The organism is Rhodococcus sp. G6(2025) (assembly GCF_058628105.1).
Genome location: NZ_CP179750.1, coordinates 1,288,212 through 1,314,801, shown reverse-complemented (window position 1 = coordinate 1,314,801; position 26,590 = coordinate 1,288,212). Strand labels below are relative to the sequence as shown.

At 67.3% G+C, this 26,590-nt stretch carries 27 protein-coding genes and 4 tRNA genes; 15 read left to right on the top strand and 16 right to left on the bottom strand.

What is annotated here, in order from left to right:
- The first annotated feature begins 12 nt into the window (after window positions 1-12).
- The 3 genes from ACLIVD_RS06300 to ACLIVD_RS06290 are packed head-to-tail and all read left to right on the top strand — an operon-like array spanning window position 13 to window position 3,424.
- Complete coding sequence (locus tag ACLIVD_RS06300; protein WP_317570986.1) at window positions 13-912, top strand: pseudouridine synthase; 900 nt, start codon at window positions 13-15, stop codon at window positions 910-912.
- A gap of 45 nt (window positions 913-957) precedes the next feature.
- On the top strand, window positions 958-2,493 hold the full coding sequence (locus ACLIVD_RS06295) for a CYTH and CHAD domain-containing protein (RefSeq protein WP_491932130.1): 1,536 nt from the start codon (window positions 958-960) through the stop codon (window positions 2,491-2,493).
- Window positions 2,494-2,539: 46 nt separating this feature from the next.
- Entirely contained in the window at window positions 2,540-3,424 is an 885-nt protein-coding gene (locus ACLIVD_RS06290) for a universal stress protein (RefSeq protein WP_280778682.1), read from the top strand.
- A gap of 13 nt (window positions 3,425-3,437) precedes the next feature.
- Here ACLIVD_RS06290 and ACLIVD_RS06285 read toward each other — a convergent pair whose 3' ends face one another.
- On the bottom strand, window positions 3,438-4,175 hold the full coding sequence (locus ACLIVD_RS06285) for a VIT1/CCC1 transporter family protein (protein WP_280778683.1): 738 nt from the start codon (window positions 4,173-4,175) through the stop codon (window positions 3,438-3,440).
- Window positions 4,176-4,315: 140 nt separating this feature from the next.
- On the opposite strand from ACLIVD_RS06285, the gene ACLIVD_RS06280 reads away from it, so the two are divergent.
- The 3 genes from ACLIVD_RS06280 (at window position 4,316) to ACLIVD_RS06270 (ending at window position 7,073) form a co-directional block, all read left to right on the top strand.
- Window positions 4,316-5,098 carry an SDR family NAD(P)-dependent oxidoreductase gene (locus ACLIVD_RS06280; protein WP_280778684.1) on the top strand — a complete coding sequence of 261 codons (783 nt, stop codon included), beginning with the start codon at window positions 4,316-4,318 and terminating at the stop codon, window positions 5,096-5,098.
- A gap of 26 nt (window positions 5,099-5,124) precedes the next feature.
- Complete coding sequence (locus ACLIVD_RS06275; protein WP_491932129.1) at window positions 5,125-6,186, top strand: lysylphosphatidylglycerol synthase transmembrane domain-containing protein; 1,062 nt, start codon at window positions 5,125-5,127, stop codon at window positions 6,184-6,186.
- Window positions 6,187-6,248: 62 nt separating this feature from the next.
- The gene (locus ACLIVD_RS06270; protein ID WP_280778687.1) at window positions 6,249-7,073 is read left to right on the top strand and encodes an SDR family oxidoreductase; all 825 of its coding nucleotides are present in this window, start codon (window positions 6,249-6,251) and stop codon (window positions 7,071-7,073) included.
- A gap of 9 nt (window positions 7,074-7,082) precedes the next feature.
- Here ACLIVD_RS06270 and ACLIVD_RS06265 read toward each other — a convergent pair whose 3' ends face one another.
- The gene (locus ACLIVD_RS06265; RefSeq protein WP_128970053.1) at window positions 7,083-7,736 is read right to left on the bottom strand and encodes a TetR family transcriptional regulator; all 654 of its coding nucleotides are present in this window, start codon (window positions 7,734-7,736) and stop codon (window positions 7,083-7,085) included.
- A 158-nt stretch (window positions 7,737-7,894) separates the two neighbouring features.
- On the opposite strand from ACLIVD_RS06265, the gene ACLIVD_RS06260 reads away from it, so the two are divergent.
- The gene (locus ACLIVD_RS06260; RefSeq protein WP_491932856.1) at window positions 7,895-8,746 is read left to right on the top strand and encodes an alpha/beta fold hydrolase; all 852 of its coding nucleotides are present in this window, start codon (window positions 7,895-7,897) and stop codon (window positions 8,744-8,746) included.
- Here the strand turns inward: ACLIVD_RS06260 and ACLIVD_RS06255 are convergent.
- The gene (locus ACLIVD_RS06255) at window positions 8,743-9,459 is read right to left on the bottom strand and encodes a TetR/AcrR family transcriptional regulator (RefSeq protein WP_491932127.1); all 717 of its coding nucleotides are present in this window, start codon (window positions 9,457-9,459) and stop codon (window positions 8,743-8,745) included. The genes ACLIVD_RS06260 and ACLIVD_RS06255 overlap by 4 nt on opposite strands.
- A 72-nt stretch (window positions 9,460-9,531) precedes the next feature.
- Here ACLIVD_RS06255 and ACLIVD_RS06250 point away from each other — a divergent pair, with 72 nt between their 5' ends.
- Window positions 9,532-9,867, top strand: a complete 336-nt coding sequence (locus tag ACLIVD_RS06250; RefSeq protein ID WP_280778690.1) for a nuclear transport factor 2 family protein — start codon at window positions 9,532-9,534, stop codon at window positions 9,865-9,867.
- A gap of 63 nt (window positions 9,868-9,930) precedes the next feature.
- Here ACLIVD_RS06250 and ACLIVD_RS06245 read toward each other — a convergent pair.
- The 4 genes from ACLIVD_RS06245 to ACLIVD_RS06230 form a co-directional block, all read right to left on the bottom strand.
- Window positions 9,931-10,007: transfer RNA gene (locus ACLIVD_RS06245), tRNA-Phe, on the bottom strand.
- Window positions 10,008-10,073: 66 nt separating this feature from the next.
- Window positions 10,074-10,147, bottom strand: a tRNA-Asp gene (locus ACLIVD_RS06240).
- A gap of 95 nt (window positions 10,148-10,242) precedes the next feature.
- A tRNA-Glu gene (locus tag ACLIVD_RS06235) sits at window positions 10,243-10,315 on the bottom strand.
- Window positions 10,316-10,413: 98 nt separating this feature from the next.
- The gene (locus ACLIVD_RS06230) at window positions 10,414-11,070 is read right to left on the bottom strand and encodes a TetR family transcriptional regulator (RefSeq protein ID WP_280778691.1); all 657 of its coding nucleotides are present in this window, start codon (window positions 11,068-11,070) and stop codon (window positions 10,414-10,416) included.
- Between the two features lie 327 nt (window positions 11,071-11,397).
- Between ACLIVD_RS06230 and ACLIVD_RS06225 the strand changes: the two genes are divergently transcribed.
- Window positions 11,398-11,470 (top strand) — tRNA-Lys (locus ACLIVD_RS06225).
- A 43-nt stretch (window positions 11,471-11,513) separates the two neighbouring features.
- Here the strand turns inward: ACLIVD_RS06225 and ACLIVD_RS06220 are convergent.
- On the bottom strand, window positions 11,514-12,116 hold the full coding sequence (locus tag ACLIVD_RS06220; protein ID WP_283330678.1) for a TetR/AcrR family transcriptional regulator: 603 nt from the start codon (window positions 12,114-12,116) through the stop codon (window positions 11,514-11,516).
- 110 nt (window positions 12,117-12,226) lie between these two features.
- Between ACLIVD_RS06220 and ACLIVD_RS06215 the strand changes: the two genes are divergently transcribed.
- Window positions 12,227-12,700, top strand: a complete 474-nt coding sequence (locus ACLIVD_RS06215) for a DUF4334 domain-containing protein (RefSeq protein ID WP_105412962.1) — start codon at window positions 12,227-12,229, stop codon at window positions 12,698-12,700.
- Window positions 12,701-12,706: 6 nt separating this feature from the next.
- On the top strand, window positions 12,707-13,795 hold the full coding sequence (locus ACLIVD_RS06210) for an NAD(P)-dependent alcohol dehydrogenase (protein WP_491932126.1): 1,089 nt from the start codon (window positions 12,707-12,709) through the stop codon (window positions 13,793-13,795).
- A gap of 5 nt (window positions 13,796-13,800) precedes the next feature.
- On the opposite strand, the gene ACLIVD_RS06205 is transcribed toward ACLIVD_RS06210, so the two are convergent.
- Complete coding sequence (locus ACLIVD_RS06205; RefSeq protein WP_477952477.1) at window positions 13,801-14,403, bottom strand: hypothetical protein; 603 nt, start codon at window positions 14,401-14,403, stop codon at window positions 13,801-13,803.
- On the bottom strand, window positions 14,400-14,789 hold the full coding sequence (locus tag ACLIVD_RS06200) for an MmcQ/YjbR family DNA-binding protein (RefSeq protein ID WP_491932854.1): 390 nt from the start codon (window positions 14,787-14,789) through the stop codon (window positions 14,400-14,402). Before ACLIVD_RS06200 ends, ACLIVD_RS06205 begins: the two co-directional genes overlap by 4 nt.
- A gap of 502 nt (window positions 14,790-15,291) precedes the next feature.
- Here ACLIVD_RS06200 and ACLIVD_RS06195 point away from each other — a divergent pair.
- The 4 genes from ACLIVD_RS06195 to phoU all read left to right on the top strand — a co-directional run bounded on the left by ACLIVD_RS06195 (window position 15,292) and on the right by phoU (window position 20,413).
- Window positions 15,292-16,248: an acyl-ACP desaturase gene (locus tag ACLIVD_RS06195; protein WP_007301063.1), complete on the top strand. Its 957-nt coding sequence runs from the start codon at window positions 15,292-15,294 to the stop codon at window positions 16,246-16,248.
- 80 nt (window positions 16,249-16,328) lie between these two features.
- Window positions 16,329-17,471 (top strand): tRNA dihydrouridine synthase DusB, encoded by a 1,143-nt coding sequence (gene dusB, locus ACLIVD_RS06190; RefSeq protein WP_009477929.1) that lies wholly within the window; start codon window positions 16,329-16,331, stop codon window positions 17,469-17,471.
- A gap of 119 nt (window positions 17,472-17,590) precedes the next feature.
- Window positions 17,591-19,633 (top strand): LCP family protein, encoded by a 2,043-nt coding sequence (locus tag ACLIVD_RS06185; protein ID WP_283330674.1) that lies wholly within the window; start codon window positions 17,591-17,593, stop codon window positions 19,631-19,633.
- An 81-nt stretch (window positions 19,634-19,714) separates the two neighbouring features.
- Window positions 19,715-20,413 (top strand): phosphate signaling complex protein PhoU, encoded by a 699-nt coding sequence (gene phoU / locus ACLIVD_RS06180; RefSeq protein ID WP_105412955.1) that lies wholly within the window; start codon window positions 19,715-19,717, stop codon window positions 20,411-20,413.
- A gap of 156 nt (window positions 20,414-20,569) precedes the next feature.
- Here the strand turns inward: phoU and pstB are convergent, their stop codons facing one another.
- The 6 genes from pstB to ACLIVD_RS06150 all read right to left on the bottom strand — a co-directional run bounded on the left by pstB (window position 20,570) and on the right by ACLIVD_RS06150 (window position 26,448).
- On the bottom strand, window positions 20,570-21,346 hold the full coding sequence (gene pstB / locus ACLIVD_RS06175) for a phosphate ABC transporter ATP-binding protein PstB (RefSeq protein ID WP_007301060.1): 777 nt from the start codon (window positions 21,344-21,346) through the stop codon (window positions 20,570-20,572).
- Window positions 21,347-21,389: 43 nt separating this feature from the next.
- Window positions 21,390-22,298 (bottom strand): phosphate ABC transporter permease PstA, encoded by a 909-nt coding sequence (gene pstA, locus ACLIVD_RS06170; protein WP_105412954.1) that lies wholly within the window; start codon window positions 22,296-22,298, stop codon window positions 21,390-21,392.
- A 3-nt stretch (window positions 22,299-22,301) separates the two neighbouring features.
- Complete coding sequence (gene pstC / locus ACLIVD_RS06165) at window positions 22,302-23,375, bottom strand: phosphate ABC transporter permease subunit PstC (protein ID WP_477952471.1); 1,074 nt, start codon at window positions 23,373-23,375, stop codon at window positions 22,302-22,304.
- Window positions 23,376-23,442: 67 nt separating this feature from the next.
- Entirely contained in the window at window positions 23,443-24,561 is a 1,119-nt protein-coding gene (gene pstS, locus ACLIVD_RS06160; RefSeq protein ID WP_477952469.1) for a phosphate ABC transporter substrate-binding protein PstS, read from the bottom strand.
- 214 nt (window positions 24,562-24,775) lie between these two features.
- A complete protein-coding gene (gene mshD, locus ACLIVD_RS06155) occupies window positions 24,776-25,693 on the bottom strand; it encodes a mycothiol synthase (protein WP_283330672.1) in 918 nt (305 codons plus the stop codon).
- Window positions 25,690-26,448: a winged helix-turn-helix transcriptional regulator gene (locus tag ACLIVD_RS06150; protein ID WP_280778705.1), complete on the bottom strand. Its 759-nt coding sequence runs from the start codon at window positions 26,446-26,448 to the stop codon at window positions 25,690-25,692. Before ACLIVD_RS06150 ends, mshD begins: the two co-directional genes overlap by 4 nt.
- Window positions 26,449-26,590: the final 142 nt, after the last annotated feature.

Below are 26,590 nucleotides of genomic sequence, written 5' to 3'. Positions count from 1 at the left end.
TACCGTGACGAGGTGCCCGACGCCCCGCTTCCCGTCCGCGACGGCCTCAACCCGACGCGGCTGAGGATGCCGGACGACGGCGTGTGGCCCACCGTGCTCGAGTACCTGGTCGCACGTTTTCCGCACGACGAGACCCGCCTCCGCGAGAAGGTCGCCACAGCGGAAGTCGTCGACGAGCGCGGGCAGCCGATCACCGAGGACACCCCGTTCGCCCCCCGCAGATTCGTGTACCTGTACCGGGATCCGCCGGTCGAGAAGCGGGTCCCGTTCGAGATCGAGATCCTGCACCGCGACGAGGATCTCCTCGTCGTGGACAAGCCTCACTTCCTGGCCAGCACCCCGCGCGGCGCGTACATCGCCGAGTCGGCGCTGGTCCGGTTGCGCCGAGACCTCGACCTCCCGGAACTGACACCCGCGCACCGGCTCGACCGGTTGACCGCCGGGGTGCTGATCTTCACGGTGCGGCGGGAGGTCCGGCGCGACTACCAGTCGCTGTTCGACCAGCGCCGGGTGGTCAAGGAATACGAGGCGGTCGCGCGTTACGACCCCGATCTCCCGCTACCCGCCACCGTCCGCAGTCGAATCGTCAAGGAGCGGGGCGTCCTGAAGGCGTACGAGGTGGACGGTCCCGCCAACAGCGAGAGCCGCATCGAACTCCTCGAGGTCCACGGCGACGCGGCCCGGTACCGGCTGCTGCCGCACACCGGCAAGACGCACCAGTTACGGCTGCACATGAGTTCGCTGGGTATCCCGATCCACGGCGACAACTTCTATCCCGACTTCTACGACGTTGCCGCCGACGACTATTCGACGCCGCTGCGGCTGCTGGCCCGGTCCGTCGAGTTCGTCGACCCCTACTCCGGCGTCACGCGACGCTTCGCGAGCGTCCGGAGCCTCGACTGGCCGAGCTGACCTCGGATTCTTTCCCCCGGCCCGCTCAGCCGGAAGGATGGTGACATGAGTACCGCGACGTCCGTCTCCGAAGTGGAACGCAAGTACGAGGCCGGTTCGGAGCAGCAGATACCCAGCCTCTCGGGACTGCCCGGTGTGGACGGCGAACCTCTGCTCGACTCGATCCAGCTGTCCGCCCTGTACTACGACACGGGCGAACTCCTGCTGCTCCGCGCCGGAATCACCCTCCGCCGCCGGGAGGGCGGCGACGACGCCGGCTGGCACCTGAAGATCCCGGCAGGTGCGGACGAGCGGACCGAGCTGCAGCTGGCGCCCGACGCCGAGCTCCCCGAGACGGAAGTGCCCCGGGAATTCGCGGAACTGCTCACGGCCGTCACCCGCGGCGCCGCCCTGAACCCGGTTGCGCTCATCAGCACCGACCGCGAACGGCAGCGGCTCGTGGACGCGGCGGGGACGACGCTCGCCGAGGTCGTCTCGGACGTCGTGATCGCCGCCGTCCCCGAGACGAGGACCGGATCCGACGAGCGGGTGTGGCGCGAGATCGAAGTGGAGCTCGGGGCCGGAGACCGAAACCTGTTCGACGCCATCGACTCCCGGCTGACGGACGCCGGGATAGCCCGGTCGGACGCGCCGTCGAAGTTGCGGCGGGCGCTCGGCGACGCGGTGACCGGCACCCCGCGCCCCGCGCGCAGGAAGAAGGGGTCCACTCCCCGGACACTGCTACTGGAGTATCTGGCGGCGCAGAAGGATTCTCTCGTGACGGCCGACCTCGGCGTGCGGCGCAACCTCGAGGAGTCCGTCCACGACCTCCGGGTCTCGGCCCGGCGTATCCGGAGTGTCCTCCAGGTGTACGGGTCCAGCCTGCGTGACCAGGAAACGGTCGACGAGTTGATCGTCGAACTCCGCTGGGTCGGTCAGGCCCTCGGCTCGGCGCGGGACACCGAGGTGCAGTGGAGCCGGCTCGTGGATCGGCTGGGCGGCGCCGAGGAAATACCCGACCGCGAGGTCGTGCGGGCGCGCCTCGACGAATACTTCTCGGGACTCGCCGCGACGGCCCGGCCCGCGGCCCTGGCCGCCCTCAACTCCCAGCGCTACCTCGACCTGCTCGCCGGGCTCGACACATTCCTCGTCGCCGTCGAGGCGTCCGGGGACGGCGGCCCGTCGAAGAAGGCCGTGACGAAATCCCTGCGCACCTTGTCGAAGTCCGTCCGTAAGCGCGTGCGGAAGACTGCGGCCGCGACCACCCGGGCCGAGCGCGATGAACTGACACACCGAGCGCGCAAGCGCGCCAAACGAATGCGCTATGCGATCGAGGCGACGCGGTCGCTGGCACCGAAAGCCTCCGACCGCGCTCAGACGAAGTTCAAGGGCTTTCAGGACGTGCTCGGCGAGTACCAGGACGCGGTCGTCGCACGGGACCACATCCTCGCGATGGTCGCGGAGGATCAGCACTCCGCCGAGTCGAGCCTGGGCCTCGGAATGCTCTTGCAACGTGAGCTCGATCGCGGCGACACCCTGACGCCGCTGGTGAAACCCGAGTGGAAGACCGCGAGGAAGGCGGCCCGAAAAGTCTGGAAGTAGGGCACAGTCGGGGAGTACCCAACAGCGTGAGCGAAGGGAGCCAGACGTGAGCACACCCGCCAGTCATTCCGTCGTCGTCGGCCTGGACGGATCCGACGCCTCCACCGCCGCCGCCCTGTGGGGCGCCGCAGTCGCGTCGAAGTGGGGTGCCACGCTGTCCCTCGTGCACGCACTGCCACAGGACGGTCCGCTGTACAGCCCCGCTGCGATCATGCTGGAGTCGCAGTTCCTCAGTCAGCTGCGCGAGGACGGTGAGGCCATCATCGGGACGGCGAAGCGGCTGCTGGGACCGAAGTTCCCCGGTCTGGAAATCGAGACGACCATCAGTCCCGGTCCCGCGGGCACCGCACTGCTCGAGGCCGCCGACTGGGCGCGGTTGATCGTGCTCGGATCCACGGGAACGGGAGCGATCCGTTCGGTGCTGCTCGGCTCGACGGCGCTGCACGTCGTCAACCGCGCACCCTGCCCGGTGACCGTTCTCCGGGGTGAAGTCACCACACCCGACCAGCGTCCGGTGGTCGTCGGGGTCGACGGAAGCGACCTCAGCCGCGACGCGGTGGCCCACGCATTCGAGTACGCGTCGTTCTTCGAGGCGCCGCTGAGCGCCGTCCACACGTGGCAGGGCTCCCCCACGCTCGGCGCGGGCGGCACCGGCATGCTCGTCGACTGGGACGCCGTGAAGCAGGAAGAGGAGGCGCTGCTCTCCGAGGCCCTCGCGGGCGAATCGGAACGATACCCGGACGTGTCTGTGACCAGGGTGGCCGAGCAGGGCGCCGCAGCCGACGTCCTCCTGCGGCATGCGGGGGACGCTCAGCTGATCGTCGTCGGCAGCCACGGCCGGGGACCGTGGCTCGGCGCATTGATGGGCTCGACGAGCCAGAATCTGCTCCACCACGCGAAATGTCCGGTCATGATCTGCCGGAGCGAGTGACTGTCGCCCGAAGCTAGGCGATGCTCGTCCCCACCAGCTGGCCGATTCCGTACGTGACGATCATCGCGAGTGCCCCGCCCAGCACGACGCGGAGCACTGCCCGGGTGCGCTGTGCGCCGCCGAGAGCCGCGCTCACGGTGCCCGTGAGCGCCAGCGCGACCAGCACCGCGACGAACGCCACCGGAATGCGCAGGTGCACAGGCGGTAGGAGAATCGCCAGCAACGGGATGAGGGCGCCGAGCGTGAAGGACAGCGCCGAGGACCCGGCGGCCTGCCAGGGGTTGGTCAGATCGTCCGGGTCGATGCCCAGTTCGACGTCCACGTGGGCGGCGAACGCATCGTGATCGGTGAGTTCGCGCGCGACCGTCCGGGCGGTGTCGTCACTCAGCCCCTTGGCCTCGTACATCGCGACGAGTTCCTCGAATTCGGCGTCGGGGGTCTCGGTGAGTTCGCGCCGTTCTTTCGACAGCAGCGCGCGTTCGGTGTCGCGCTGGGTGCTCACCGAGACATATTCGCCCAGCGCCATCGACACCGCGCCGGCCGCGAGACCCGCGAATCCGGCGGTGAATATTGCCGCTCGCTCGGTGGTTGCCGCGGCCACGCCGACCACCAGCCCGGCGGTCGACACGATGCCGTCGTCGGCGCCGAGGACACCGGCCCGCAACCAGTTGAGGCGGCTCGCCAGACTGGGTGCGTGCGGCTCGTCGGGATGCCCCGAGGGCTCGGCCCGCTCGGCGTTCTCTGCTGACATGCGTTCAGGCTAAGGCGAAAAGGCCTGGTCGGATAGCCAGGCTAGGCTGCGCTCGGCCGGGGTGAACCGTTTCCCCGCACACCGAAACCAAGCAGTTGCTAGGTTAGGGACGCTCGTCCCTCACACGCTTGGAGTTCCTCATGGCGACACCCGCCACCAGCACCCCCCGACGTCGTTGCGCCGCACTCGTCACGGGCGGCACCGGCGGCATCGGCTCCGCCATCGCACGGCAACTCGCAGCCCTCGGCCACGACGTGGCCATCACCTACCGATCCAATGCCGACGTCGCCGCGGACCTCGTCGGCGAACTGGAAGGCCGCGGCGTCGGAGCGCAGGCGTTCTCCGCCGACCTCACCGACCAGCCCCGCGTCGCGAGTGTCGTCAAGCAGACCGTCGAGCACTTCGGCGGCATCGGCATCCTCGTTCACGCCGCGGGACCGCACATTCCGATGATCCACCTGTCCGAGGTCGCTCCCCGGGACTACGCCGAACACCTCGAACAGGAGGCCGTCGCCTTCTTCACCGTCGTCAAGGCCGCCCTGCCCGCGCTGCGGGAGGCGTCCGGATCCGTCGTCGCGGTCACGACCGCGGCCACCAGCCGATTCCCGGTGCGCGACGGACTGTCGCCGGGCACGAAGGGCGCGATCGAACAGCTGGTCAAAGGATTCGCCGCCGAGGAGGGCCGCTACGGCGTCCGCTTCAACTCGGTCGGCCCGGGAATGCTCACCGACGGCATGGCCGAGCGGCTGATCAGCTCCGAAGAACTCGATCAGCGCGCACTCGACGCCGCCACGAGCCGGATACCGTTACGCCGATTCGGCACCGCCGTCGATGTCGCCGAGGCGGTCTGTTTCCTCGCGAGCGACCGGGCCGGGTTCGTCACCGGACAGAAGCTCGACGTCGACGGCGGATACACGGTGTGATCACCGGCCATGTGTAATGGACGCGTATGACTGACGCCGAAGACACCCGCCCGACGCCCCGCAGGCGTCGTGTCGAATGGGTGATCGGCGGCCTCCTCGTCGTCGTGCTCACGGTGGAGATCGTCCTCATCTGGCCGGACCTCTCGGAGAGCGTCCAGAACCTCGGCGACCTCCACTGGGGATGGGTGGCCGCCGCCGTCGTGGCGTCGCTGGCGTCGATGTCCAGTTTCGCCCGCGTCCAGCGCTGCCTGCTGGGGGTCGCGGATGTGCACGTCAGACAGCGGCAGTCCCTCGCGGTGACGTTCGCCTCCAATTCGATGAGCGTGACACTGCCCGGCGGCCCCGTTCTGGCGACGACGTTCACGTACCGGCAGACGCGCCTCTGGGGTGCATCACCGGTGGTCGCGACGTGGCAACTGGTGATGGCCGGCGTCCTCCAGGCGATCGGCCTGGCGCTCGTCGGACTGGCGGGCGCACTGCTCGTAGGGGCGAAGACCAACCCGTTCTCGCTGATCTTCACGTTCGGCGGCCTGTGCGCGTTCCTGGTGGTGGCCCAGTACGCCGCATCGCGACCCGACGCCCTCGAGGGTGTCGGCATCACCGCGCTGCGCGGATTCAACAGACTTCGAAAGAAGCCTCCCCTGAACGGTGTTCGCCAGTGGAAGCACATCGTGAACCAGATGAGCGCCGTCCGGATGGATCGCCGCGACACGGCCCGCGCGTTCGGGTGGTCGCTGTTCAACTGGATCGCCGACGCCTCGTGCCTCGCCTTCGCGTGCTACGCGGTCGGCGCACATCCCGGGTTCGCCGGACTCGCCGTCGCGTACGCGGCCGGCAACGCCGCGGGGTCGGCCATCCCGCTCCTGCCCGCAGGACTCGGTGTCATGGACGCGGTGCTCGTCCCCGCACTGACCGCCAGCGGAATGACCGGCGCCGAAGCGGTATCCGCGATCGTCGTCTACCGGCTGGTCAGCTTCCTGCTCATGGCCGCCATCGGCTGGATCGTCTTCGCGGCACGTTTCCGGGGCGCGCAACAGCAGGGCGAGGAGGGCCCGGACCTCGAACCGCTGTGGCGTCGCGGCACGTGAATACCTCCCGCTGAGAGAGAAACCCGGGCCGACTCGGCCGGCTACGGCCCTACGGTCGAGCCGTGACGGAACCGGAAACACGTGAGAAGCAGGTTGTCGTCGTCACCGGCGCGGCCTCGGGAATCGGGGCGGGAATCGCCCGGCACGCGCACGCCCGCGGTATGACCGTGGTGCTCGCCGACATCGACACGGCCGCACTGGACCGTCTGGCCGCGGACCTGGGCGGAGCCGCCCTCACCTGCGCAACGGACGTAGCGGACTCCGGGTCCGTCCACGCCCTGGCCGATCTCGCGTTCGACTCGTTCGGCCGGGTGGACCTGCTGTTCAACAACGCCGGAATCATGCGCGCCGGGTTCCTGTGGCAACTCGGCGAATCCGACTGGGACGCCGCCCTCGGTGTCAACGTCACGGGTGTCGTCAATGGGATCCGGGCGTTCGTTCCGCGCATGATCGACCAGGGCGGCGGCCGCGTCGTCAACACGGCGTCGGTCGGTGGATTCGCGCCCGGTCCGATGATGTCGCCGTACAGCGCATCGAAATTCGCGGTCGTCGCGATCACCGAGTGCCTGCAGATGGAGTTGAGCATGGTGGGCGCCCCCGTGTCCGCGAGCGTGCTCGCGCCGGGGCCCGTCGTCACGTCCGTGTTCGACAACCCGTTCGGGGCAATCTCCCATCCGGCCGTCGACCGGATGGTCGCCCAGATGCGCGAACTGCTGGGCACCGACGGACTCGACACCGACACGTTCGCCGAGTTGGTCTTCGCAGGCATCGATCGGGGCGACTTCTGGCTCGCACCGCAGGGTGAGCACCTCGACGCCATGGTGCGCCAGCACACCGCCACCATCCTCGAGCGGCGAGAACCGGTGATCCGGCAGTCGTTCCGCTGAGCTCGCGAACTAGCCGCCGAGGCGCCGGAACACGAGACGGACCGCGAGCCCGAGGTGAGCCATCACCTCGTCCACCGAGATGCGGCCGGCGACCCAGGACACCAGGCTCGACATCCAGACGTCGCCGATCACGCGGATGGCGTTCAGCTGGTCGTCGGAGATCTGCTCGACGCCGATGGTCTTGGCGAACATCTCGGTCATCAGGGCGCCGAACGCATCCAGTTCGGCCGAAGCCGACGCGTCCGCGAACATGAACGCCCGCACCAGCGCCTCGTATCGGGGCCGGTCCTTCTCGAGGACTTCCGTGTTCTTCCGGAGGACGAACAGGATCCGCTCGGACGGCGTGTCCCCCGGGATCGCGACGTCCTCGAACCGGGACCGCATCCCCTCGAACACCATCAACAGGCCCATCACCAGCATGTGGTTCTTCGACGGGAAGTAGCGGTACACGGTGCCCAGCGCGACTCCGGCCCGATCGGCGATGGCCCGCATCTGCACGGCGTCGTACCCGCCCTCGGAGGCGAGTTCCATCGCCGCGGCGACGATCCGCTGGTAACGCTCCCGCTGCGGGGCCTTGGCGCCCCGCGAGGGCAGCTGCCCGTTGCGAAGCAACGACAGTAGTCCGTCGCGGCCCGCTGTCAGCGGCTCTTCAGCACTGCTCATGGACGTCAGCCTAGCGACAGTCACCTCGGTGTCGTCCGGCGACGGCACCGGTTCCGGTCGTCACGATGTCCGGATTGCGTGAGGCCTCCCCCGGATAGACTCGCCTCGACCGCCGGAGGTTTCCCGTGCCCAGAGTTCATGTCGGACCCGAGGATCGTGTGATCCGGCTGCGCGACGGACGCCTGATGGGTTTCGCGGAGTACGGCGACCCCGGTGGATTCACCGTCGTGAACGCGCACGGCGGACTCGCCGGCCGCCTCGACGTCGCGCCCGCCGACCGGAGTGCTCGCGACGCGGGCATCCGTCTCCTGTCCCCCGACCGTCCCGGGATCGGACTGTCGGATCCGCAGCCGGGCCGGACGGTCCTCGACTGGGCCCGGGACGTCGAAGACCTCGCGAATCACCTCGGTGTCGGCCGTTTCGGTGTCATGGGGTGGTCGATGGGCGGACAGTACGCGCTCGCGGTGGGCTCTAGGGTCGCGTCGCGCGTGACCAGTGTCGCGGTGATCGCCGGTGCCCTGCCCCTCACCGAATCCGGGGTGTTCGCCCAGCTTCCCGCCGGGGACCGCGCGTTCACCCGGCTGTCCCAGCACGCCCCGCTGGTGGCGCGGAGCTGCTTTCGCGTCATGGGCGCCGTTGCGCTGCGTGCTCCGCGGCTGTTCCGGCGGCTCGGTGCCCGCGACCTCGGTGCTGCGGACGCGGCCGTTCTCCGCTCCGAGCCGGTCCGGAATTTCTCGCTCATGTCCGGTGAGGCACTCCGGACGTCCCCCGGGATGGTGGAGGACTACCGCGCGTGGATGCGGCCGTGGGGGTTCGCGCCCGAGGATCTGACCGTGCCGGTCGACGTCTGGGGTGGAAGCGACGACGAACTCGTGCCCACGCACTGGCCGCCCGCGCTCGCCCGCCGAATTCCCGGTGCCACGCTGAACATCCGCACCGGTGGCCATTTCATGGCTCACCTGCACTACCGCGAGATCCTCGGCACACTTCGGCGGCGCTCGGAGGGCTAGGTGGCTGCCGCCAGCTTGTCGAGCCATTCCCGCAGCACGAGGAGTTCGCCGGCGCTCAACCCGGACCGCCCCGCGTCGGCGTCGAGGGCGCGTGCGAGCGCGTCCGCCTTCTCGACCACCTCTCGGGAGGCCTCCGACCTCACAGCGTCGGGTGCCGGCCGGATCAGCCCGGCGATCACGTTGTCCCGCAGTTCCCCTGACAGGGAGAGGTCGGCCCGGCCCTCCGGCTGAGCGATGAGGTGCAGGGTCATGCCGACGTTCGCCGCCACGAATTGTCCGGCGGCGACTGCCGGCGTCACCCGCAGGCGGCCCTGCTGCGCGATCTCGGTCAGCAACTCGAGGAGCTTCGCCGCGGCGACGGAGGTCACCGCACACGGCTCCCCCGGGGCGATCCGGCCGTACAACAGAACGTAGAACGAGGGATTGTCGAGCCCGTAGCGGACGTGATCGTCCCAGCCGTGCCGCAGATCGTCGACCGGGTCGTCCTCTCGCCGATTCGTGCCCCGGATGTACTGGCCGAACCCGTACTCCACGACCGCGTCGAACAGGCCCTGTTTGCTGCCGAAGTGGTGGTACAGCGTCGGGGCCTGGACGCCGGCGAGGTCGCAGACGGCCCGGGTGGACACGGGCTTGCCTTTGGCCTCGTCGAGCAGTTGGGCCGCCGCCTTCAGCAGACGGTCCCGGGCGTTACCGGCCACACTCCTTGTTGTCACACCGCTATGCTACTTCTATAGCGTTGCTATACAAGCCGTACTGCCTCACCCGGCAGGGACAGGGAGAACCCCATGAGTACCACCACGACACCCGAGATCGTCTCGCGCTACTTTCGGGCAGCCGACGCAGGAGATCTCGATGCGCTCACAGCCTGCTTCACCGAAAACGGGGCCGTGACCGACGAAGGCCGGACCGTCCGAGGGCGCGACGGCATCCGGCAATGGCGCAGGGACCTCGAATCGAAGTTCACCTACACGGTCGAGGTGACCGGAACGGAGACGGTCGCCGACGACAGCTACGTGGTCACCACCACAGTGGACGGTAATTTCCCCGGAAGCCCGGTGGAACTGAAGTACGAGTTCGTTCTCAGCGACGGCCTCGTCGACACACTGCGGATCGCGCCCTAGCCATAAGGGACAACGAAAAAACTCCGCTGTCGACGTTCTCGACAACGGAGCTTCGGTGAATCGTGGTGGCCAGGGCCGGGATCGAACCGGCGACCTTCCGCTTTTCAGGCGGACGCTCGTACCAACTGAGCTACCTGGCCGGACGGCACCCGAACCGAATGCCTATCGCATTGTGTTGCCGATACTCGGTATCGGCAACACACTTGCGACCCTGACGGGACTCGAACCCGCGACCTCCGCCGTGACAGGGCGGCGCGCTAACCAACTGCGCCACAGGGCCTTGCTTGTCCTGCTGTGCTTTACAAGTGTAAAGCGTTACTGCGTGTCACTTTTACTGCCGTCGAACCATACCGCATGCTCGACACCGGTCAAACGTACCCCCTACGGGATTCGAACCCGCGCTACCGCCTTGAAAGGGCGGCGTCCTAGGCCGCTAGACGAAGGGGGCCCGCCGGATTTCTCCGAACCAGTACCTCAACGGCGTTCCGTTGGGAGCTTGGATAGCTTAGGACACGGATCGAGAATTTCCCAAATCGCCAGGTCAGACTACGAATCGGGCAGTTCCGAACCGGAATCCGGCCATCCTTCCCTCGCGAACTTCTCCCACCATTCGGGTGAAGCCATCGCTTCGAGGATCACTTCGAGCGATTCCGCGAACCGCTCGCCGAGGTCACCCTCCAGTGCCGTCATGTCGGACATGTACCGCTGGCCGGCGAGAGACGCCGCCAGGACCCGGGTGAACTTCTCGGGGTCGGCGTCGGCGCGCAGCAGACCGTCGCGCTGAGCGCGGATCGCGAACTCGTGGGCGGCGCGCCCCCACACCTGCGAGCCGCCGGACTGCACGTCCGGATAGAACTCGGGTTCGACGATCAGCCGGAACTCGGCCCGCACGATGACGCTGGAATGGAAGAGCTTCGCCAGGTCGATCACGAAACCGTGGAGGGCTTCGAACGGCCCGATGTCCGTGCGACTCGTCCACCTGTCGGTCAGGGCGGTGAATTGCTCCACTCCGGATTGAAGGACGGCACGGGCGAGTTCCTCCTTCGATTGGAAGTGGAAGTACATCGCCCCCTTGGTGGCGTTCGAGCCCTCGAGGATCGTGTTGACCGACGCCGCCGCATAGCCGCGCTTCGCGAACTCGATCGCGGCCGACTCCACCAGCGCAGCGCGAGTGCGTCGCGCACGCTCCTGCTGACGTGCCATGACGGTGAATCCCTCTCCCAGATGTAGTAACCCCGCTTTTCGCCCTTCCGGGACGAGCGTGGAGCCATACATAACAGTATCCCCGTTTTGAAAGAACCGACAGAGCAGTCTGTAGATCATGGAAACTTCTCAGAAACCAACCCGAAGACCTTTATGGAGTTGAAACCGGACCGCTGCCGAAAACACACCAAGTGGTATAATTTGGGTCGGCTCGGGTGCGCTGCAGGGGGTGCGCACCCGAGCCGACGCATTTCACCCCCGCGCGGCGCGCCGTGCCGGGGGCCCTGTTTTCTCGGTCACCGTCTGCGCACTAGACTCTGGCCCCGCGCCCCTATAGCTCAGTTGGTAGAGCTACGGACTTTTAATCCGCAGGTCGTAGGTTCGAGCCCTACTGGGGGCACTCTCCCCTTACCCGGCACATGCCGGGTAAGGGGCACGAGCACTCACCCACGTCTCGGCGCTTCCGATGTCGGAGGCGCCCCGATCAGACGACGAACCGCCTCGACAGCGCTCTGCCGCCGCTGTGCCACCGTGCGCTCCCCCGACTTCCCCTCCGGCTTGCGTCCACCACGCGCGGTGGCCAGCGACAGGGCGATGTCGGTGATCACGAGCAGCAGCTCGCCCGCGTTCCACGACGGATCGACGAACCCCTCCTGCTGCCCTCGCCGGATCTCGGCGATCTTGGGCCGCAGCGCGAGGGTCCGCGCATCGCTGTCGGCGATCTGCTCGCGCATCTCCAGGTCGGCCCACTTCTGCAGCCTCGCGTTCTCGGGGTGCGCCACGTAGTCGTCGAACAACCGGCCCGCGTAGCCCGGCAGATCGTCTCCCCGCAGCGCCGTCTGCTCGGTCGTCTCGGCGATCCACTGCGCGATGACGGCGTCGAACAGCGCTTCCTTGCTGTCGAAGTACGCGTACAGACGGTCCTTGCTCGCTCGGGCCGTCTCTGCGATGCGGTTGATCCGAGCCCCGGCGACTCCGTGGTGAGCGAACTCCTCCTTGGCCGCGGCGAGGATCCGTTCTCGCGTGGCCTCTCCCGCTGTTCGCATTCCGACATCCTAAATTGCCCGTTGCCGAACCATCTGGTTCGGCGTAGCGTGCGCGGTTGACGAACAGTTTGGTTCGTAAACCTCGCACCCCTCACCCCAAGGAACTCTTCATGGACATCGATCAGGCCCGCAGCACGTTCCACGAGCTCCGGGGGCGCGAGAGCGGCGTCTCCCCCGACGAACTCGACACCGTGTGGGCGGCGCTCGACACAGTCAGGGCCGAAGACATCCTCGGCAGCTGGAAGGGCGACGACTTCGCCACCGGCCACCGCCTCCACGAGAAGCTGTTCGCGAGCCGCTGGCACGGAAAGACGTTCCACTCCCTCGAGGATGCGAAGCCGTTGATCTGCCGTGACGCGGACGGCAACCTCTATTCCGACGTCAAGGCCGGCAACGGCGAAGCCAGCCTGTGGAACATCGAGTTCCGAGGCGAGGTCACCGCGACCATGGTGTACGACGGCGCACCCATCTTCGATCACTTCAAGAAGGTGGACGACTCCACTCTGATGGGCATCATGAACGGCAAGTCCGCACTGGTCCTCGACGACGGCAGGCACTACTACTTCCTGCTCGAAAGAGACTGAGTTCCAATGCAGGTCACAGCAGCGCTCTCACGCGGACCCGATTCCCCGTTCACGCTGGAGACGGTCGAACTCGACGAACCCCGCGCGGACGAGGTACTGGTGCGCATCGTCGCCACCGGCCTGTGCCACACGGACCTCTTCACCAAGGCGGCCCTCCCCCACACCCTCGACCCCGCCGTCCTCGGGCACGAAGGTGCCGGAATCGTCGTGCACGTCGGGTCACGTGTGAATGGGGTGACGCCCGGTGATCACGTGATTCTCAGCTACCGCCACTGCGGTAACTGCGACCAATGCCGAAGCGCTGGTCCGGCATACTGCGTCGATGCGCACCGGCTGAACAGTTCGGGCAGGCGCGCGGACGGTTCGGCCACCGTCACCCAGAACGGCGAACCCGTGCGCGCCGCCTTCTTCGGCCAGTCCAGCTTCGCCGAACACGTTCTCGCGACTGCCGACAACGTCGTGGTCGTGGACAAGTCCGTCGACCTGGCCGCCGCGGCGCCGCTCGGCTGCGGTTTCCAGACGGGTGCGGGCGCGGTACTGAACGTGCTCCGGCCGGTCAGCGAATCGAGTGTGGTCGTCTTCGGCGCGGGCAGCGTCGGGTTCGCCGCCCTGCTCGCGGCCCGATCATCCGGCGTCGCAACGCTTCTCGCAGTCGATCCGGTCCCCGCACGCCGTGCGCTCGCGGAAGAGTTCGGCGCGGTTGCGATCGATCCCGGATCGCAGGACGTGGTCGCCGCGATCCGTGCGGCGACCGGTGGGGGCTCCACCCACACCCTGGACACCACGGGGATCCCCGCCGTCATCGGCCAGGCGTTGTCGTCCCTGCGGGCGCGCGGCAGCGCGGTGGTCGTCGGCCTCGGCGCACCCGAAGTGGCGGTGAACATTCAGGATCTGATGCTGAGCGGCAAGACCCTCCGCGGCTGCGTCGAGGGCGATTCTTCGGTGCAGCAGTTCATTCCGCAGTTGCTGGCGCTGCACGCGGACGGGAAGTTCCCGTATGACCGTCTCGTCACCGAGTATCGATTCGACGACATCAACCGCGCCGTCGCCGATCAGGCCGCGGGCACGGTGATCAAGCCCGTGCTCGTGTGGTGAATTCGCTAGGGCGTGGCAGGTGACGGTCCGGTCGGCGGCCCGTCGCCCACCTGTCCGTCCTTCGCTTTCGTTTCTCTCCGCATCTCGGCGAGATCCTCGCCGCGCTTGCGGTACGTGAAGCTGACTCCGGCGACGCCGAGGAACAGCACCACTCCGATGATGGCGCCGGCGAGCGACGCGCCGCGGAATCCGGGTGCGTCGACGTCCATGATCCGTTCGCCCGCGTGCGCTGCGCTGTTGCCGCCGAGCACCACACTGAGCGTCAGCAGGTTGGGCAGCACCACCAGGACACCGAGGATCAGCAACACGATCTGCACCGGCTTGAACCGGCGCCGGCGGAACAGCCGCCACGCTCCGCGGACCAGCAGCAGCGGCAGCAGGGTGCACAGGGTGCCGAACAACAGTCCCCACAGGATGCCGCCGCCGAAGCTGCCGCCCGCAAGTCCACCCACGTTCTGAGCCCACGCCCGCGGGAGGTAGGCCGCGAGGATGAAGTAGGCGATGACCAGTACCACCAGCAGGACTGCGATGCCGATGGCCTTCTTGGCCCACGCCGGCAGGCCCGATTTCGCCGGTGTGGAAGTGGATGCGCTGTCCTCGGTCGTCATGACTGGTCTCCCTGCGTCGGCAACGGTTCTTCGTCCAGCACCTGCTCGGCAAGTCGCTTCGGGGCGACGAGCGTGTACGACGTCCTGATCCACTCACGGAGCTGTTCCCAGCGGGGCTCGTCCGCATCCGCGACGTCCACTGCGATCCAGCCGTGTCTACCGAGACCGTATCCCGCGGGCTCGGCCCCTGGTTCCGTTGCGACGACCGCTTCGGCCTCGTCGACGCTGAGCTTCACCGTCAACCGGGTGGCCTCCACGTCACTGAACACGAAATTCTTCCCCCGCACCCGGAACGTCGGGTGTCCGTCCCATTGGGCGACGTCCACCCGCACGGCTTCGGGCAACTCGGCGACGATCTGTTCCAGGCGGCTCATGTTGTTGCCCATGTGACGATTGTCGGCAGCGCCCCGACCCACCGCAACCGGCATAACGGACACGCGGCGGTTCCGGGCAGGCTCGGCGGCGTCCTGGGTGGCCTGCTCGGCAAGGGTGCCGGCGGCGGACTGGGCCCGGGTGGCGATATTCACACCTGGGGTGAATCGAATTACCAGGAGACCGACAGCTCGGACGAACAGGCTCCCACGCAACCGCCGACACGGCTCGAGTTACGGCGGGGAATCTGTGGAGACCGACAAATCTGTGATCGTCCACAACTGCCCGCGCGTCGCTGTGATGATCTCTCCCTGCGATGATTACGCTGGTCACCGCACACGCACGCTCATCAGTACACTGTCATGTAACGGTTCGCCGCGTGGCGGCGACACATCCCGGAAGATCCATTACGGATCGGTAACTTGGACGGTTCCCGGGCCGCCGACGGCGTTTACCAACCTACTTACGGTGCCGTAGGCTGAACAAAGTCAAATTGAGCTACTGGAGGCATTACACATGGCGAGGGATCTGACCCAACTCGAACTGCTGCAGGAGTTGTCGCCGGTTGCAGAAGAGAACGTCAACCGCCACATCTCCATGGCCAAGGAATGGCATCCCCACGACTACGTTCCGTGGGACGAAGGACGCAACTTCGCCGCGATGGGCGGCATCGACTGGGATCCCGAGCAGTCGCAGCTCGACGAGGTCGCCAAGGCCGCGATGATCACGAACCTCCTCACCGAGGACAACCTGCCGTCGTATCACCGCGAGATCGCCGAGAACTTCTCGCAGGACGGCGCGTGGGGAACGTGGGTCGGTCGCTGGACCGCGGAGGAGAACCGTCACGGCATCGTGATGCGCGATTACCTCGTCGTGACCCGCGCCGTCGACCCCGTCCAGCTCGAGCGTTTCCGCATGGAGCACATGACGAACGGCTTCGCCTCCCCCGCCGACGTCGACGCCGGCTTCCTCCACTCCGTCGCGTACGTGACGTTCCAGGAACTCGCCACCCGCGTCAGCCACCGCAACACCGGTAAGGCGTGCAAGGACCCGATCGCCGACAAGATGCTGCAGCGCATCGCCGCCGACGAGAACCTGCACATGATCTTCTACCGCAACATGTGCGGCGCAGCCCTCGACCTCGCGCCCGATCAGGCGCTCGAGGCCATCAACATGATCGTCCAGAACTTCCAGATGCCGGGCGCCGGCATGCCGAACTTCCGGCGCAACGGTGTGCTCATGGCCAAGCACGGCATCTACGACCTGCGTCAGCACCTCGAAGAGGTCGTGATGCCCGTCCTGCGCAAGTGGAACATCTTCGAGCGGACCGATTTCACCGCCCGCGGCGAAGAGGTCCGCGAGAGCCTCGGCAAGTTCCTCGAGAACCTCGAGGGCCAGGCCACCAAGTTCGAGGAGCAGCGCGACCGCATGCTGGCCCGCGAGGCCAAGAAGCGCGAGCAGAAGGCTTCGTGACGTAAACAGTTATCCTGTGCCCGGTACCGGATTCGGTACCGGGCACAGTTTTTGTTCCAGCACTTTCGCAGAGGTCGTCAATGTCATCCCTTCGTATCGGATCGCTCGAGCTGCGCAGTCCGGTGGTTCTGGCCCCCATGGCCGGGATCACCAATGTCGCGTTCCGCACGCTGTGCCGTGAGCTCGAGACGGAACGCGCGGGCAGCACGTCCGGCCTGTACGTCTGTGAGATGGTGACCGCGCGCGCTCTGGTGGAGCGGCAGCCCGCGACCCTGCACATGACGACGTTCGGACCGACCGAGACACCACGGTCGCTGCAGCTGTACACCGTCGACCCCGACACCACGTACGCCGCGGCCAAGATGATCGTGGACGAGAACATGGCCGACCACATCGACATGAACTTCGGCTGCCCGGTTCCCAAGGTGACCCGCAAGGGTGGCGGCGCGGCGCTGCCGTACAAGCGCACCCTGTTCGGCCGGATCGTCGCCGCCGCCGTGAAGGCGACCGAGGGCACCGACGTCCCGGTGACCGTCAAGTTCCGCGTCGGTATCGACGCCGAACACCACACGCATCTCGACGCAGGCCGGATCGCCGCCGGCGAAGGTGCGGCCGCGGTCGCACTGCACGCGCGTACCGCGTCGCAGCGGTACTCCGGCACAGCCGACTGGAACGAGATCGCCCGGCTCAAGGAGCACGTCACCGACGTGCCCGTTCTCGGGAACGGCGACATCTTCGCCGCCGAGGACGCTGCCCGCATGATGGAGCAGACCGGTTGTGACGGCGTCGTCGTCGGCCGCGGATGCCTGGGCCGGCCGTGGCTGTTCGCGGAGCTGAGCGCGGCGCTGAACGGAAAACCGCAGCCCACTCCGCCGAATCTCGGCGAGGTGGCCACGATCATCCGCCGGCACGCGGAACTCCTCGCCGATCATCACGGCGAGGACAAGGGCCTGCGTGAACTGCGCAAGCACGTGTCCTGGTACCTGCGCGGCTTCCCCGCCGGGTCCGAGCTGCGGGTCGCGATGGCCCTCGTCAGCACCCTGACCGAACTCGACGACCTCCTCGTCCAGCTCGATCCGACCATCCCGTTCCCCAAGGACGCCGAGGGACCGCGCGGACGACAGGGGTCACCCGGCACGGTCGCTCTCCCCGAGGGGTGGCTCGACGACCCCGACGACTGCCTGGTGCCCGCCGGCGCCGACCTCATGCATTCTGGTGGTTAGCACCACGAACGCGCGTCACCTCGCTACATGTGTGGAGCCTCGACGTTCGATAAGTACTATGGCTGGAATCCGTCGAGGCCGACGGAGGTCCGAGTCGGCGGAGAGGTCAGGTTGCATCGGTGGGTGATGATCACAGCTCGGACTCACCGACTCCCGAATCCCGTGCTCCCTGGGAGCGTCCTCTCGCGGATCCCAGCTACCGAGAAGCCCAGTCCGGACGGCCGCGGCGACTCCCGCCGCGTCAGCCACCGCCCGAACGGCGGCCTCCCGAGCAGACCGCGCCACCCGAACGGACCGCGCCGCCCGAGCACCGGGCGCAGGTAGAACGCGCCGAACCGTCCCGCCACGACAGCGGCCGGATCGGCCGCCGGGCCGCGGGTGGGCCCACCGAAGCGCTCTCCGTCGCAGACCTGGTGAAGAAGGTCTCCGGGGAGGAACCGAGCGCGCCGGACGATCCGGACAAGACCGAGATCATTCCCCCGATCGACGAGCGGCAGCCGCCGCCTCCCGGGGTTCCGCCGCGGGAGACCCCTCCGGCGCCGTCGCCCCCGGAGCCGCCGCAGAGCACACCTGAGCCCGAATGGGTCGCGGATTCCGCCGAGACCACCGCGGTACCGCAGGTGGTCGGCAACCCGGGTACCACCCGCCTGGCTCTCAGCAAGACCCGCAAACGCAAGCGTCTCCGTGCAGCAGGACGCGCCGTCGTCGCACTCGTGGCGGTGGTCGCACTCGCCGGAACCGGCATCGTCTGGGGTTACCTCCGCTCCACCGAGGGCAAGTTCGACCAGATCGCGGCACTCGACACGGAGTCGACCGACATCGTCGACGCCGTCGGGCAGACCGGTGACGAGACCTATCTCATCGTCGGCAGCGACACCCGCGCCGGCGCGAGCGGCGAAGTGGGTGCCGGAACCATCGACGATGCCGAGGGATCCCGCGCCGACACGGTGATGCTCGTCAACATCCCCGCCGACCGGAGCCGGGTGGTCGCGGTGTCGTTCCCCCGCGACCTCGACGTCGAGCGGCCCGTCTGTGAGGGCTGGGACAACGCCAGCGGCACCTACACCGAGGAGACGTTTCCCGCCGCCGACGGCGACAAACTCAACGCCACCTACGCACTCGGTGGACCGAAGTGCCTGGTGAAGGTGATCCAGAAGATGTCAGGTCTCAAGATCGGCCACTTCGTCGGCATGGACTTCGCCGGCTTCGAGTCGATGGTCAACGAGATCGGCGGGGTCAAGGTCTGTACCACCCAGCCGCTCGAGGACGGCGTCCTCGGCACCGTGCTGCCGCAGGCCGGCACCCAGATGCTCGACGGCAAGACCGCACTGAACTTCGTCCGCGCCAGACATGTCGAGGCAGAAGGCAACGGCGACTACGGCCGCATCAACCGTCAGCAGAGATTCCTGTCCGCCCTGCTGCGGGGCGCCCTGTCCAGTCAGGTGCTGCTCAATCCCGGCAAGCTGAACGGCTTCATCAACGCGTTCACCCGCGACACGTTCGTCGAGAACATCGACACGAAGTCGCTGGTCACGCTCGGGCGTTCACTGCAGAACGTCGACGCGGGCGCGGTCACGTTCCTGACGGTGCCCACCGCGGGCACCACCGAGTGGGGCAACGAGATTCCGCGCACCGACGACATCAAGGCCATCTTCCGCGCCATCATCGACGACGAGGCGCTGCCCGGCGAGAAGCGTGCGGAACCCCTGCCCTCCGCCCCCGAACCCCAGGCAGCGCCGGCGCCGTTGTCGGTCCAGGCCGTCGACCCGTCCAGCGTGACCGTGCAGGTGTCGAACGCATCGGGTGAGTCGGGACTGGCCGCGACCGTGGCCGACTCGCTGGCCGCCGAGGGGTTCCAGATCTACAACGTCGGCAACTACACCGGAACCAGCGGCGAGACCGTCGTCCGGTTCTCGCCGGGCCACGAAGCCGAGGCGGCGACCCTGGCGTCGTCGTTCCCGGGTGCGGTGCTCGAATCGACCACCGGACTCGGGACGGTCGTCGAGGTCGCACTCGGTTCGAACTTCTCCGGGACCGTCCAGACGCCCAGCCCGATCGACACACCGCTCAGTATGTCGGGCGTGCGAGAGGGTCAGCCCGAGGACGTGGAAATCCCCGCGGACCTGGCGGTTGTGAACGCGGGCGACACGTCCTGCGAATGAGCGCCCGCCGGGTCGCTCGTTCACCCCGCGTTCACCGTGTGATCGTGACTTGGTTTCCCGTGCACCGTAGGCTGTGACCTCATGCGCGTGGCTTACAACGAACAGATGACCGAGCTTGCCGACTTGCTCGGTGAGATGGCGGGGCTTGCGGGGGTCGCCATGGAGCGAGCCACCCAGTCGCTGCTCCAGGCAGATCTCTCCCTCGCCGAGCAGGTGATCGGCGAGCACGACAAGATCACCGAGCTCAGCACCATCTGCGAGGAGCGGGCGTTCGCCCTCCTCGCCCTGCAGGCGCCGGTCGCCGGCGACCTCCGCTCGGTCGTCAGCGGAATCCAGATCGTCGCCGACATCGACCGCATGGGTGCGCTGGCTCTCCACGTCGCCAAGATCGCGCGCCGCCGACATCCCAACCACGTGCTTCCCGAAGAGGTCAACGGCTACTTCGCCGAGATGGGGCGCATCGCCGTGTCCATCGGCGCCGCTGCCCGCGAGGTTCTCGAGACGCGCGATCCCGAGCGGGCCGCGCGCCTGCGTGAAGAGGACGAGGCGATGGACGACCTCCACCGTCACCTGTTCACCGTCCTCATGGACCGGGAGTGGAAGCACGGCGTGGCCGCGGCGGTCGACGTCACCCTGCTCGGCCGCTTCTACGAGCGTTTCGCCGACCACGCGGTCGAGGTGGGCCGCCGGGTGATCTTCCTCGTCACCGGCAAGCTGCCCGACGAGACCCAGACGCCCGCCGTCGACGCCGACACCCTCACCTCGTACCCCGAACTGTAGAACTCCCCCAACACTTTTCGCGCGAACGGGACGCTCGTACGGTCTGACCGTACGAGCGTCCCGTTCGTTCGGCCGAGGTTCGCCCGAGGTCGCCGTCCGCAGACGCGAGAACGCCCCGACCGCGGTACCGGCCGGGGCGTTCTCGTGTGTGTCGCTCTATCCGAAGCGGCCCGAGATGTAGTCCTCGGTGGCCTTCTGCGTCGGGTTGGAGAAGATCTTCTCGGTGTCGTCGATCTCGACGAGGCGACCCGGCTTGCCGGTGGCCTCGAGGTTGAAGAACGCCGTCTGGTCACTCACACGCGCGGCCTGCTGCATGTTGTGGGTGACGATCACGATGGTGAAGTCCTTCTTCAGCTCCGTGATCAGGTCCTCGATCGCGAGGGTCGAGATCGGATCGAGCGCCGAGCAGGGTTCGTCCATCAGCAGGACGTCGGGCGAGACCGCGATGGCCCGGGCGATGCACAGACGCTGCTGCTGACCGCCGGAAAGTCCGCCGCCCGGCTTGTCGAGACGGTCCTTGACCTCGGTCCACAGGTTGGCGCCGCGCAGCGACCGCTCGGCCACCTCGTCGAGACGCTTCTTGCTGCGCTCGCCCTGCAGCTTCAGTCCGGCCACCACGTTGTCCTTGATGGACATCGTCGGGAACGGGTTGGGACGCTGGAACACCATGCCGATCGTCTTGCGGACGCCGACCGGGTCGATGCCGGAACCGTAGATGTCCTCACCGTCGAGCAGGATCGAACCCTCCACGCGCGCACCGGGAGTCACCTCGTGCATGCGGTTCAGCGAACGCAGCACCGTCGACTTGCCGCAGCCTGAGGGGCCGATGAAGGCGGTCACGTTCCGCGGGGGGACGGACAGCCCGACATCGGCGACGGCGTGGAATTTGCCGTAGTAGATGTTGACGTCCTTGAGATCCAGACGCTTGGCCATTACCGGCTCCCTACTGATTGGTGTTCGAAATCGAGTGTATGTGTCACTTGCTGCGGACCTGTGAGAAGTGGCCGATGACCTTGGCCAGGATGTTGAGGATGGCGATGAGGAGGATCAACGTCAGCGCCGCACCCCAGATGCGGTTGGTACCGGCATCGGTCGGGTTGTTCATCTCGGCGACCATGACGCCGGGCAGCGTGCCCATCTCGCCACCGAACAGGTTGAAGTTGATGAAGGGTGCGTACCCCACGAGGATCAGCAGCGGCGCAGTCTCACCCATCACCCGGGCCAGCGCCAGCATGACGCCCGTGATGATGCCGGGCAGTGCGGTGGGCAGCACGATCTTGGCGATCGTCTTCCACTTCGGAACGCCCAGCGCGTACGACGCCTCGCGCAAGTCCTGCGGAACGATGCGGAGCATCTCCTCCGTGCTGCGGACGACGACGGGAACCATCAGCAGCACCAGGGCGAGCGCAACGGCGAAGCCGGACTTGGGGAAACCGAACGTCGCGATCCACAAGGCGTAGATGAAGAGGGCGGCCACGATGGACGGGACACCGCTCAGGATGTCGACCATGAAGGTGGTCAGCTTCGCGAGCCGCGACTTCCGGTCGGCGTACTCGACGAGATAGATCGCAACGAACAGTCCGAGCGGAATGGACAGCACCGCGCAGACGATTCCCTGCAGAATCGTGCCGATCAGCGCGTGGTAGATGCCGCCGCCCGCCGCCGAGGAAGTCAGTCCGCTGAGCGAGTGGGTGAACCAGGTGGCCGACGTCAGGGCAGGGATTCCCTTGATGACAGCGGTGACCAGGACCCACACCAGTGGGACCAGCGCCACGAGCACTGCCAGCGTCACGAGGACGGTGGCGGTGAGGTCGGTGATGCGTCGGCGGACACCGACCCCCTGGAAGGTGGGGGCCTTGACCGGCTTGTCGAGGGTCGCGGTCATGGGTCAGTCCTTCTTTCCTGCGATCACGGCGCGGGCAGCGGCGTTCACGACGAAGGTGAGCACGAAGAGCACCAGACCTGCGGCGATGTAGGCGCCGGCCTGAATGTTGTTGTTGAACTCCGCGTAGCCGAGAGCGATCTTGGAGGCGATGGTGGCGCCGCCGTCGAACAGTGACCATCCGAAGGGCTGCGACGTGGTGCGCAGGATCAGGTATAGCGCCATGGTCTCACCGAGGGCGCGACCGAGGCCGAGCATCGATCCGCTGATGTAGCCCGACTTGCCGAACGGAATGATCGTGGTTCGCACCACTTCCCAGCGGGTGGCACCTAGCGCGAGCGCCGCCTCGATCTGGGGCGTCGGCGTCTGCACGAACACCTCGCGGGTCACCGCGGTGATGACAGGAAGGATCATCACGGCGAGGACGATACCTGCGGTGAAGATGGTGCCACCGCCGGTGATGGAACCGCTTCCTGTCGCGAACAGTGGGAACCAGCCGAGCTTTTCGTTGAGCCACATGGCAAGCGGTTTGATCGCGGGAGCGAACACCAGCAGGCCCCAGAGGCCGTAGACGATCGACGGCACGGCGGCCAGCAGGTCGATCACGTACGCCAGCGGACGTTTGAGCCAGTTCGGCGAGTACTCGGTGAGGAAGATCGCGATGCCGAGTGCGACGGGCATCGCGAGGATCAGAGCGAACAGCGAGACGAGCACCGTCACCTGGAACAGGTCGAGAACACCGAACGCCATGGCGTTGATGTTCTGAGTGACCCACTCGCGGCTGGTGAGGAAGTTGACCTGGTTCCTGCTCAGCGCGGGAACTGCGCGCCAGATCAGGAAGATGCCGATCGCGGCGATGAGAATGGAGATGAAGACGGCCGAGGTGGTTGCGAGGGACTTGAAGATCCGGTCCCCCGGCCTCGCGACGGACTTGCCGCGCGGTACACCTGTCGGAGTCGGGGCTTCGGCCTTGGTGGTACTCAACTCGGCCTCCGGGGTGCCGTTCGGACCGCCCACCCCGACTCCGCCAGAAGCGGAGCCGGAGGCGCGAGGTGCTGATTCGATGTGCGCTTCACTCATCTGCGCTCGCAATCTTTCCTGGTCAGAATATCGAGTCATGGGCGGGTCCGAACTACTAACGGTACGATCAGCCGATTGCGGCGACCGACGCGTTCAGCTTCTCCTTCATGGAGTCGGGCAGCGGCACGTAACCCTGCTCGGCCAGGTTGTCCTGACCCTCGTTGGCCGCGCTGGTCAGGAACGACTTGACCGCTGCGGAGGTGTCGGCGTCGTAGCCCTTCGAGCACACGATCTCGTACGTGGCGAGCACCAACGGGTACGCACCCGCTTCCTTGGTACCGAAGATCGAGCCGAGGTCGAGGGTCAGATCGCCCACACCCTCACCCTTGAACTGCGCACCCTCGATCGCCTTCGCCGCGGACTCGTCGGACAGCGCGACGGGGCCGGAGCCGGTGTCGATCTGTGCGGCAGACAGCTTGTTCTGGTCGGCGTAGGACTTCTCGACGTAGGTGATCGAGCCCGGCGCGGAGGCCACTGCCTGCGCGACACCGGCCGAACCCTTGGCGCCCTCACCGATTCCGCCGGTGAAGTCGGAGCCTGCACCGGTGGTCCAGGCGCCGTTGGAGGCGGCCGTGAGGTACTGCTGGAAGTTGTCGGTGGTTCCCGACGAATCCGAGCGGATGATCGCGGTGACGTCCTGGTCCGGCAGGGTGGCGCCCGGGTTGAGCGCGGCGATGGCCGGGTCGTTCCACTTCTTGATGGTGCCGTTGAAGATCTTGGCGGTCACCTCGCCGTTCAGCACCAGGTCCTCGACGCCGTCGAGGTTGTAGGCGACAGCGACGGGTCCGAAGACGAGCGGAAGGTTCCAGGCCTCGCCGCCGACGCAACGGGCCTTGGCCTGCTCGGCCTGCTCGGCCTTGATCGCCGAGTCGGAGCCGGCGAAGTCGATCTGGCCCGCGATGAACTGGGTACGTCCGTCGCCGGAACCGCTGGGGTTGTACGCCAGGTTGACGGTCTTGCCCTTTTCCTGGCAGACGGAGATGTAGGTGGAGACGAACTGGTCCATGGCGTTCTTCTGGGCCGAGGAACCGGCCGAGGAGAGGTTGGCCTTGCCCTCGCACGTCGCGTTGGACGCCGCTGCGTCGACGCCGCTCGACGCCGCGTTGTTGTCGCTGCCACACGCGGCCAAGGTCATGGCACCCAGGGCCACTGCACCGAGCAGGGCGCCATTGCGCTTGAGATTCACCTAGTCCTCCGGAAATACCGTCTCGCCCGCGATCGGGCGGCGACATGAGGTGCGTTTCTTTGAAATCTGCACCAGGCAACACGGCGCTGCCCACGGAGAAACCTAGGGGTAGCTAATGTCCAGTTGGACCACGATCGGTGAACGGAAGGTGAACAGACCGAGCATTTGTCCACATTTCCGAGACGAACAACAGGTGCGGCAGTAGAGGAACGCCTCAGGCGCGGGCGTACGCGACGTCGGTGTGGAACCGCTCGAACCCCAGCCGGTCGTAGGTGTGCAGCGCCGACGCGTTGTCGCCTTCGACGTAGAGCAGCACCGCACCGAGCCCGCGGTCACGCAGGTAGTGCAGTCCGGCGAGCGTCAGCAACCGGCCGAGACCACGCCCCTGGGCGTCGGGGCCGATCGCCACCACGTAGACCTCACCGATGGCCGGCTCGTCGCCCTGCTTCGGGTGCACCTTGGTCCAGTGGAATCCGAGCAGTCTCTGCTCGTCCGAAGCGGCGAACGCCATGAACAGTCCGGACGGATCGAACCAGGCCTCCGAACGACGCTCGGCCATTTCACGTTCGGTCCACGACCCCTGCTCGGGATGCCAGGCGAAGGCGGCAGCGTTGACCCGCAGCACCTCGGGATCGTCCTCGACGCCGCGGTACTCGCGGAGTGAAACATCTTCCGGCACAACGAGTTCTGGGAGTTCCGCACCGGCGAGCGGACGCCGGAGCTGCAGAAGTTCGCGCGCACCGGTCAGCCCGAGGCGCTGCGCCACCGCCTGTGCCGCAGGCAGGTTTCCGTGCGCCCACACCCGGGCGTCCGGACCACCCTCGGACAGGACCTCGGTGACCAACCGGCCACCGATCCCCCGGCCACGGGCCTCGGGGTCGACGGCGAGTTCGGCCATCGCGGGATGATCCCCGTGACCCGGCTGCAGCTGCGCATACCCGACGATCCGATCGGCGTCGGTCTCCACGAGATGACGGACACCGGCGCTACCGGCGCCGGACACGGCGTGCACGCCCTGCTCCGACACCGGCGCGGTTCCATCCGCTGCCGTCGCGCGTTCGAGCAGTGCGGACACGTCCGCAGCTTGCTTGCCGTCGAGTCGATCAGTCCAGGACTGAACCGAAGCACTCACTGGATCGCCGGCCCTTCCGCGGATTCGAAGTCCGCATCCTCGGCGTCGAGGTCGTCGATGGGCGGCACCGGCGCACCCGACTTGCTGCGGGTGGGACGGACGGCCTTGTAGCCGACGTTGCGGACTGTACCGATCAAGGATTCGTACTCGCTGCCCAGCTTGGCGCGCAGACGACGCACGTGGACGTCGACCGTGCGGGTACCGCCGAAGAAGTCGTATCCCCACACCTCCTGCAGCAACTGCGCGCGGGTGAAGACGCGACCCGCGTGCTGTGCCAGGTACTTGAGGAGTTCGAACTCCTTGTAGGTGAGGTCGAGGGGACGGCCGCGCAGACGGGCCGTGTACGTGCCCTCGTCGATGACCAGTTCACCCAGCGTGATCTTGCCGGAAGCCTCCGGGCTGGCGACGCCACCGGTGCGTCCGACCAGCAGTCGGAGGCGGGCGTCCACCTCGGCCGGTCCGGTGCCCGGTAGCAGGATGTCGTCGAGGCCCCAGTCGGAATTGACCGCCACCAGGCCACCCTCGGTGAGGACTGCCACCACGGGAACCGCGGAACCCGTGCTGCCCAGCAGCCGGCAGAGGCCGCGAGCCGCCGCGAGATCGGTGCGCGCATCCACCAGGGCGATGTCGGCGGAGCTCGCTTCCAGGAGAGAGGACACCTCCGTCGGGGCAGGCCGCACCGAATGCGCCAGCAGGGCTAGGGCAGGCAGCACTGCCTCGGGGTTGGGGTCGGAGGTAAGAAGCAGTAGCTCCACACAGCCTCCCATCTCGTCGCCGTCGTACCCGGCCGGCAGACGGAATCGTTCATCCGCCGGTCCAGGTAGATCGACACTGAAGGTATCGACACTTTTGTCGGTGACAGAGTAGCGCGCCGCCGTCGGCGTTCGTTGCACCGAA

Coding starts and splice junctions, on each gene's coding strand:
- ACLIVD_RS06230 (WP_280778691.1), bottom strand. CDS start 11,070: ATGGCACGTCAGCAGGAGCGTGCGCGACGCACTCGCGCTGCGCTGGTG.
- ACLIVD_RS06200 (WP_491932854.1), bottom strand. CDS start 14,789: ATGGGCAACAACATGAGCCGCCTGGAACAGATCGTCGCCGAGTTGCCC.
- pstB (WP_007301060.1), bottom strand. CDS start 21,346: ATGGCCAAGCGTCTGGATCTCAAGGACGTCAACATCTACTACGGCAAA.
- ACLIVD_RS06250 (WP_280778690.1), top strand. CDS start 9,532: ATGAGTACCACCACGACACCCGAGATCGTCTCGCGCTACTTTCGGGCA.
- pstA (WP_105412954.1), bottom strand. CDS start 22,298: ATGACCGCGACCCTCGACAAGCCGGTCAAGGCCCCCACCTTCCAGGGG.
- ACLIVD_RS06265 (WP_128970053.1), bottom strand. CDS start 7,736: ATGAGCAGTGCTGAAGAGCCGCTGACAGCGGGCCGCGACGGACTACTG.
- ACLIVD_RS06215 (WP_105412962.1), top strand. CDS start 12,227: ATGGACATCGATCAGGCCCGCAGCACGTTCCACGAGCTCCGGGGGCGC.
- ACLIVD_RS06280 (WP_280778684.1), top strand. CDS start 4,316: ATGGCGACACCCGCCACCAGCACCCCCCGACGTCGTTGCGCCGCACTC.
- ACLIVD_RS06210 (WP_491932126.1), top strand. CDS start 12,707: ATGCAGGTCACAGCAGCGCTCTCACGCGGACCCGATTCCCCGTTCACG.
- ACLIVD_RS06285 (WP_280778683.1), bottom strand. CDS start 4,175: ATGTCAGCAGAGAACGCCGAGCGGGCCGAGCCCTCGGGGCATCCCGAC.
- ACLIVD_RS06205 (WP_477952477.1), bottom strand. CDS start 14,403: ATGACGACCGAGGACAGCGCATCCACTTCCACACCGGCGAAATCGGGC.
- ACLIVD_RS06275 (WP_491932129.1), top strand. CDS start 5,125: ATGACTGACGCCGAAGACACCCGCCCGACGCCCCGCAGGCGTCGTGTC.
- phoU (WP_105412955.1), top strand. CDS start 19,715: ATGCGCGTGGCTTACAACGAACAGATGACCGAGCTTGCCGACTTGCTC.
- ACLIVD_RS06220 (WP_283330678.1), bottom strand. CDS start 12,116: ATGCGAACAGCGGGAGAGGCCACGCGAGAACGGATCCTCGCCGCGGCC.
- ACLIVD_RS06295 (WP_491932130.1), top strand. CDS start 958: ATGAGTACCGCGACGTCCGTCTCCGAAGTGGAACGCAAGTACGAGGCC.
- dusB (WP_009477929.1), top strand. CDS start 16,329: ATGTCATCCCTTCGTATCGGATCGCTCGAGCTGCGCAGTCCGGTGGTT.
- ACLIVD_RS06195 (WP_007301063.1), top strand. CDS start 15,292: ATGGCGAGGGATCTGACCCAACTCGAACTGCTGCAGGAGTTGTCGCCG.
- pstC (WP_477952471.1), bottom strand. CDS start 23,375: ATGAGTGAAGCGCACATCGAATCAGCACCTCGCGCCTCCGGCTCCGCT.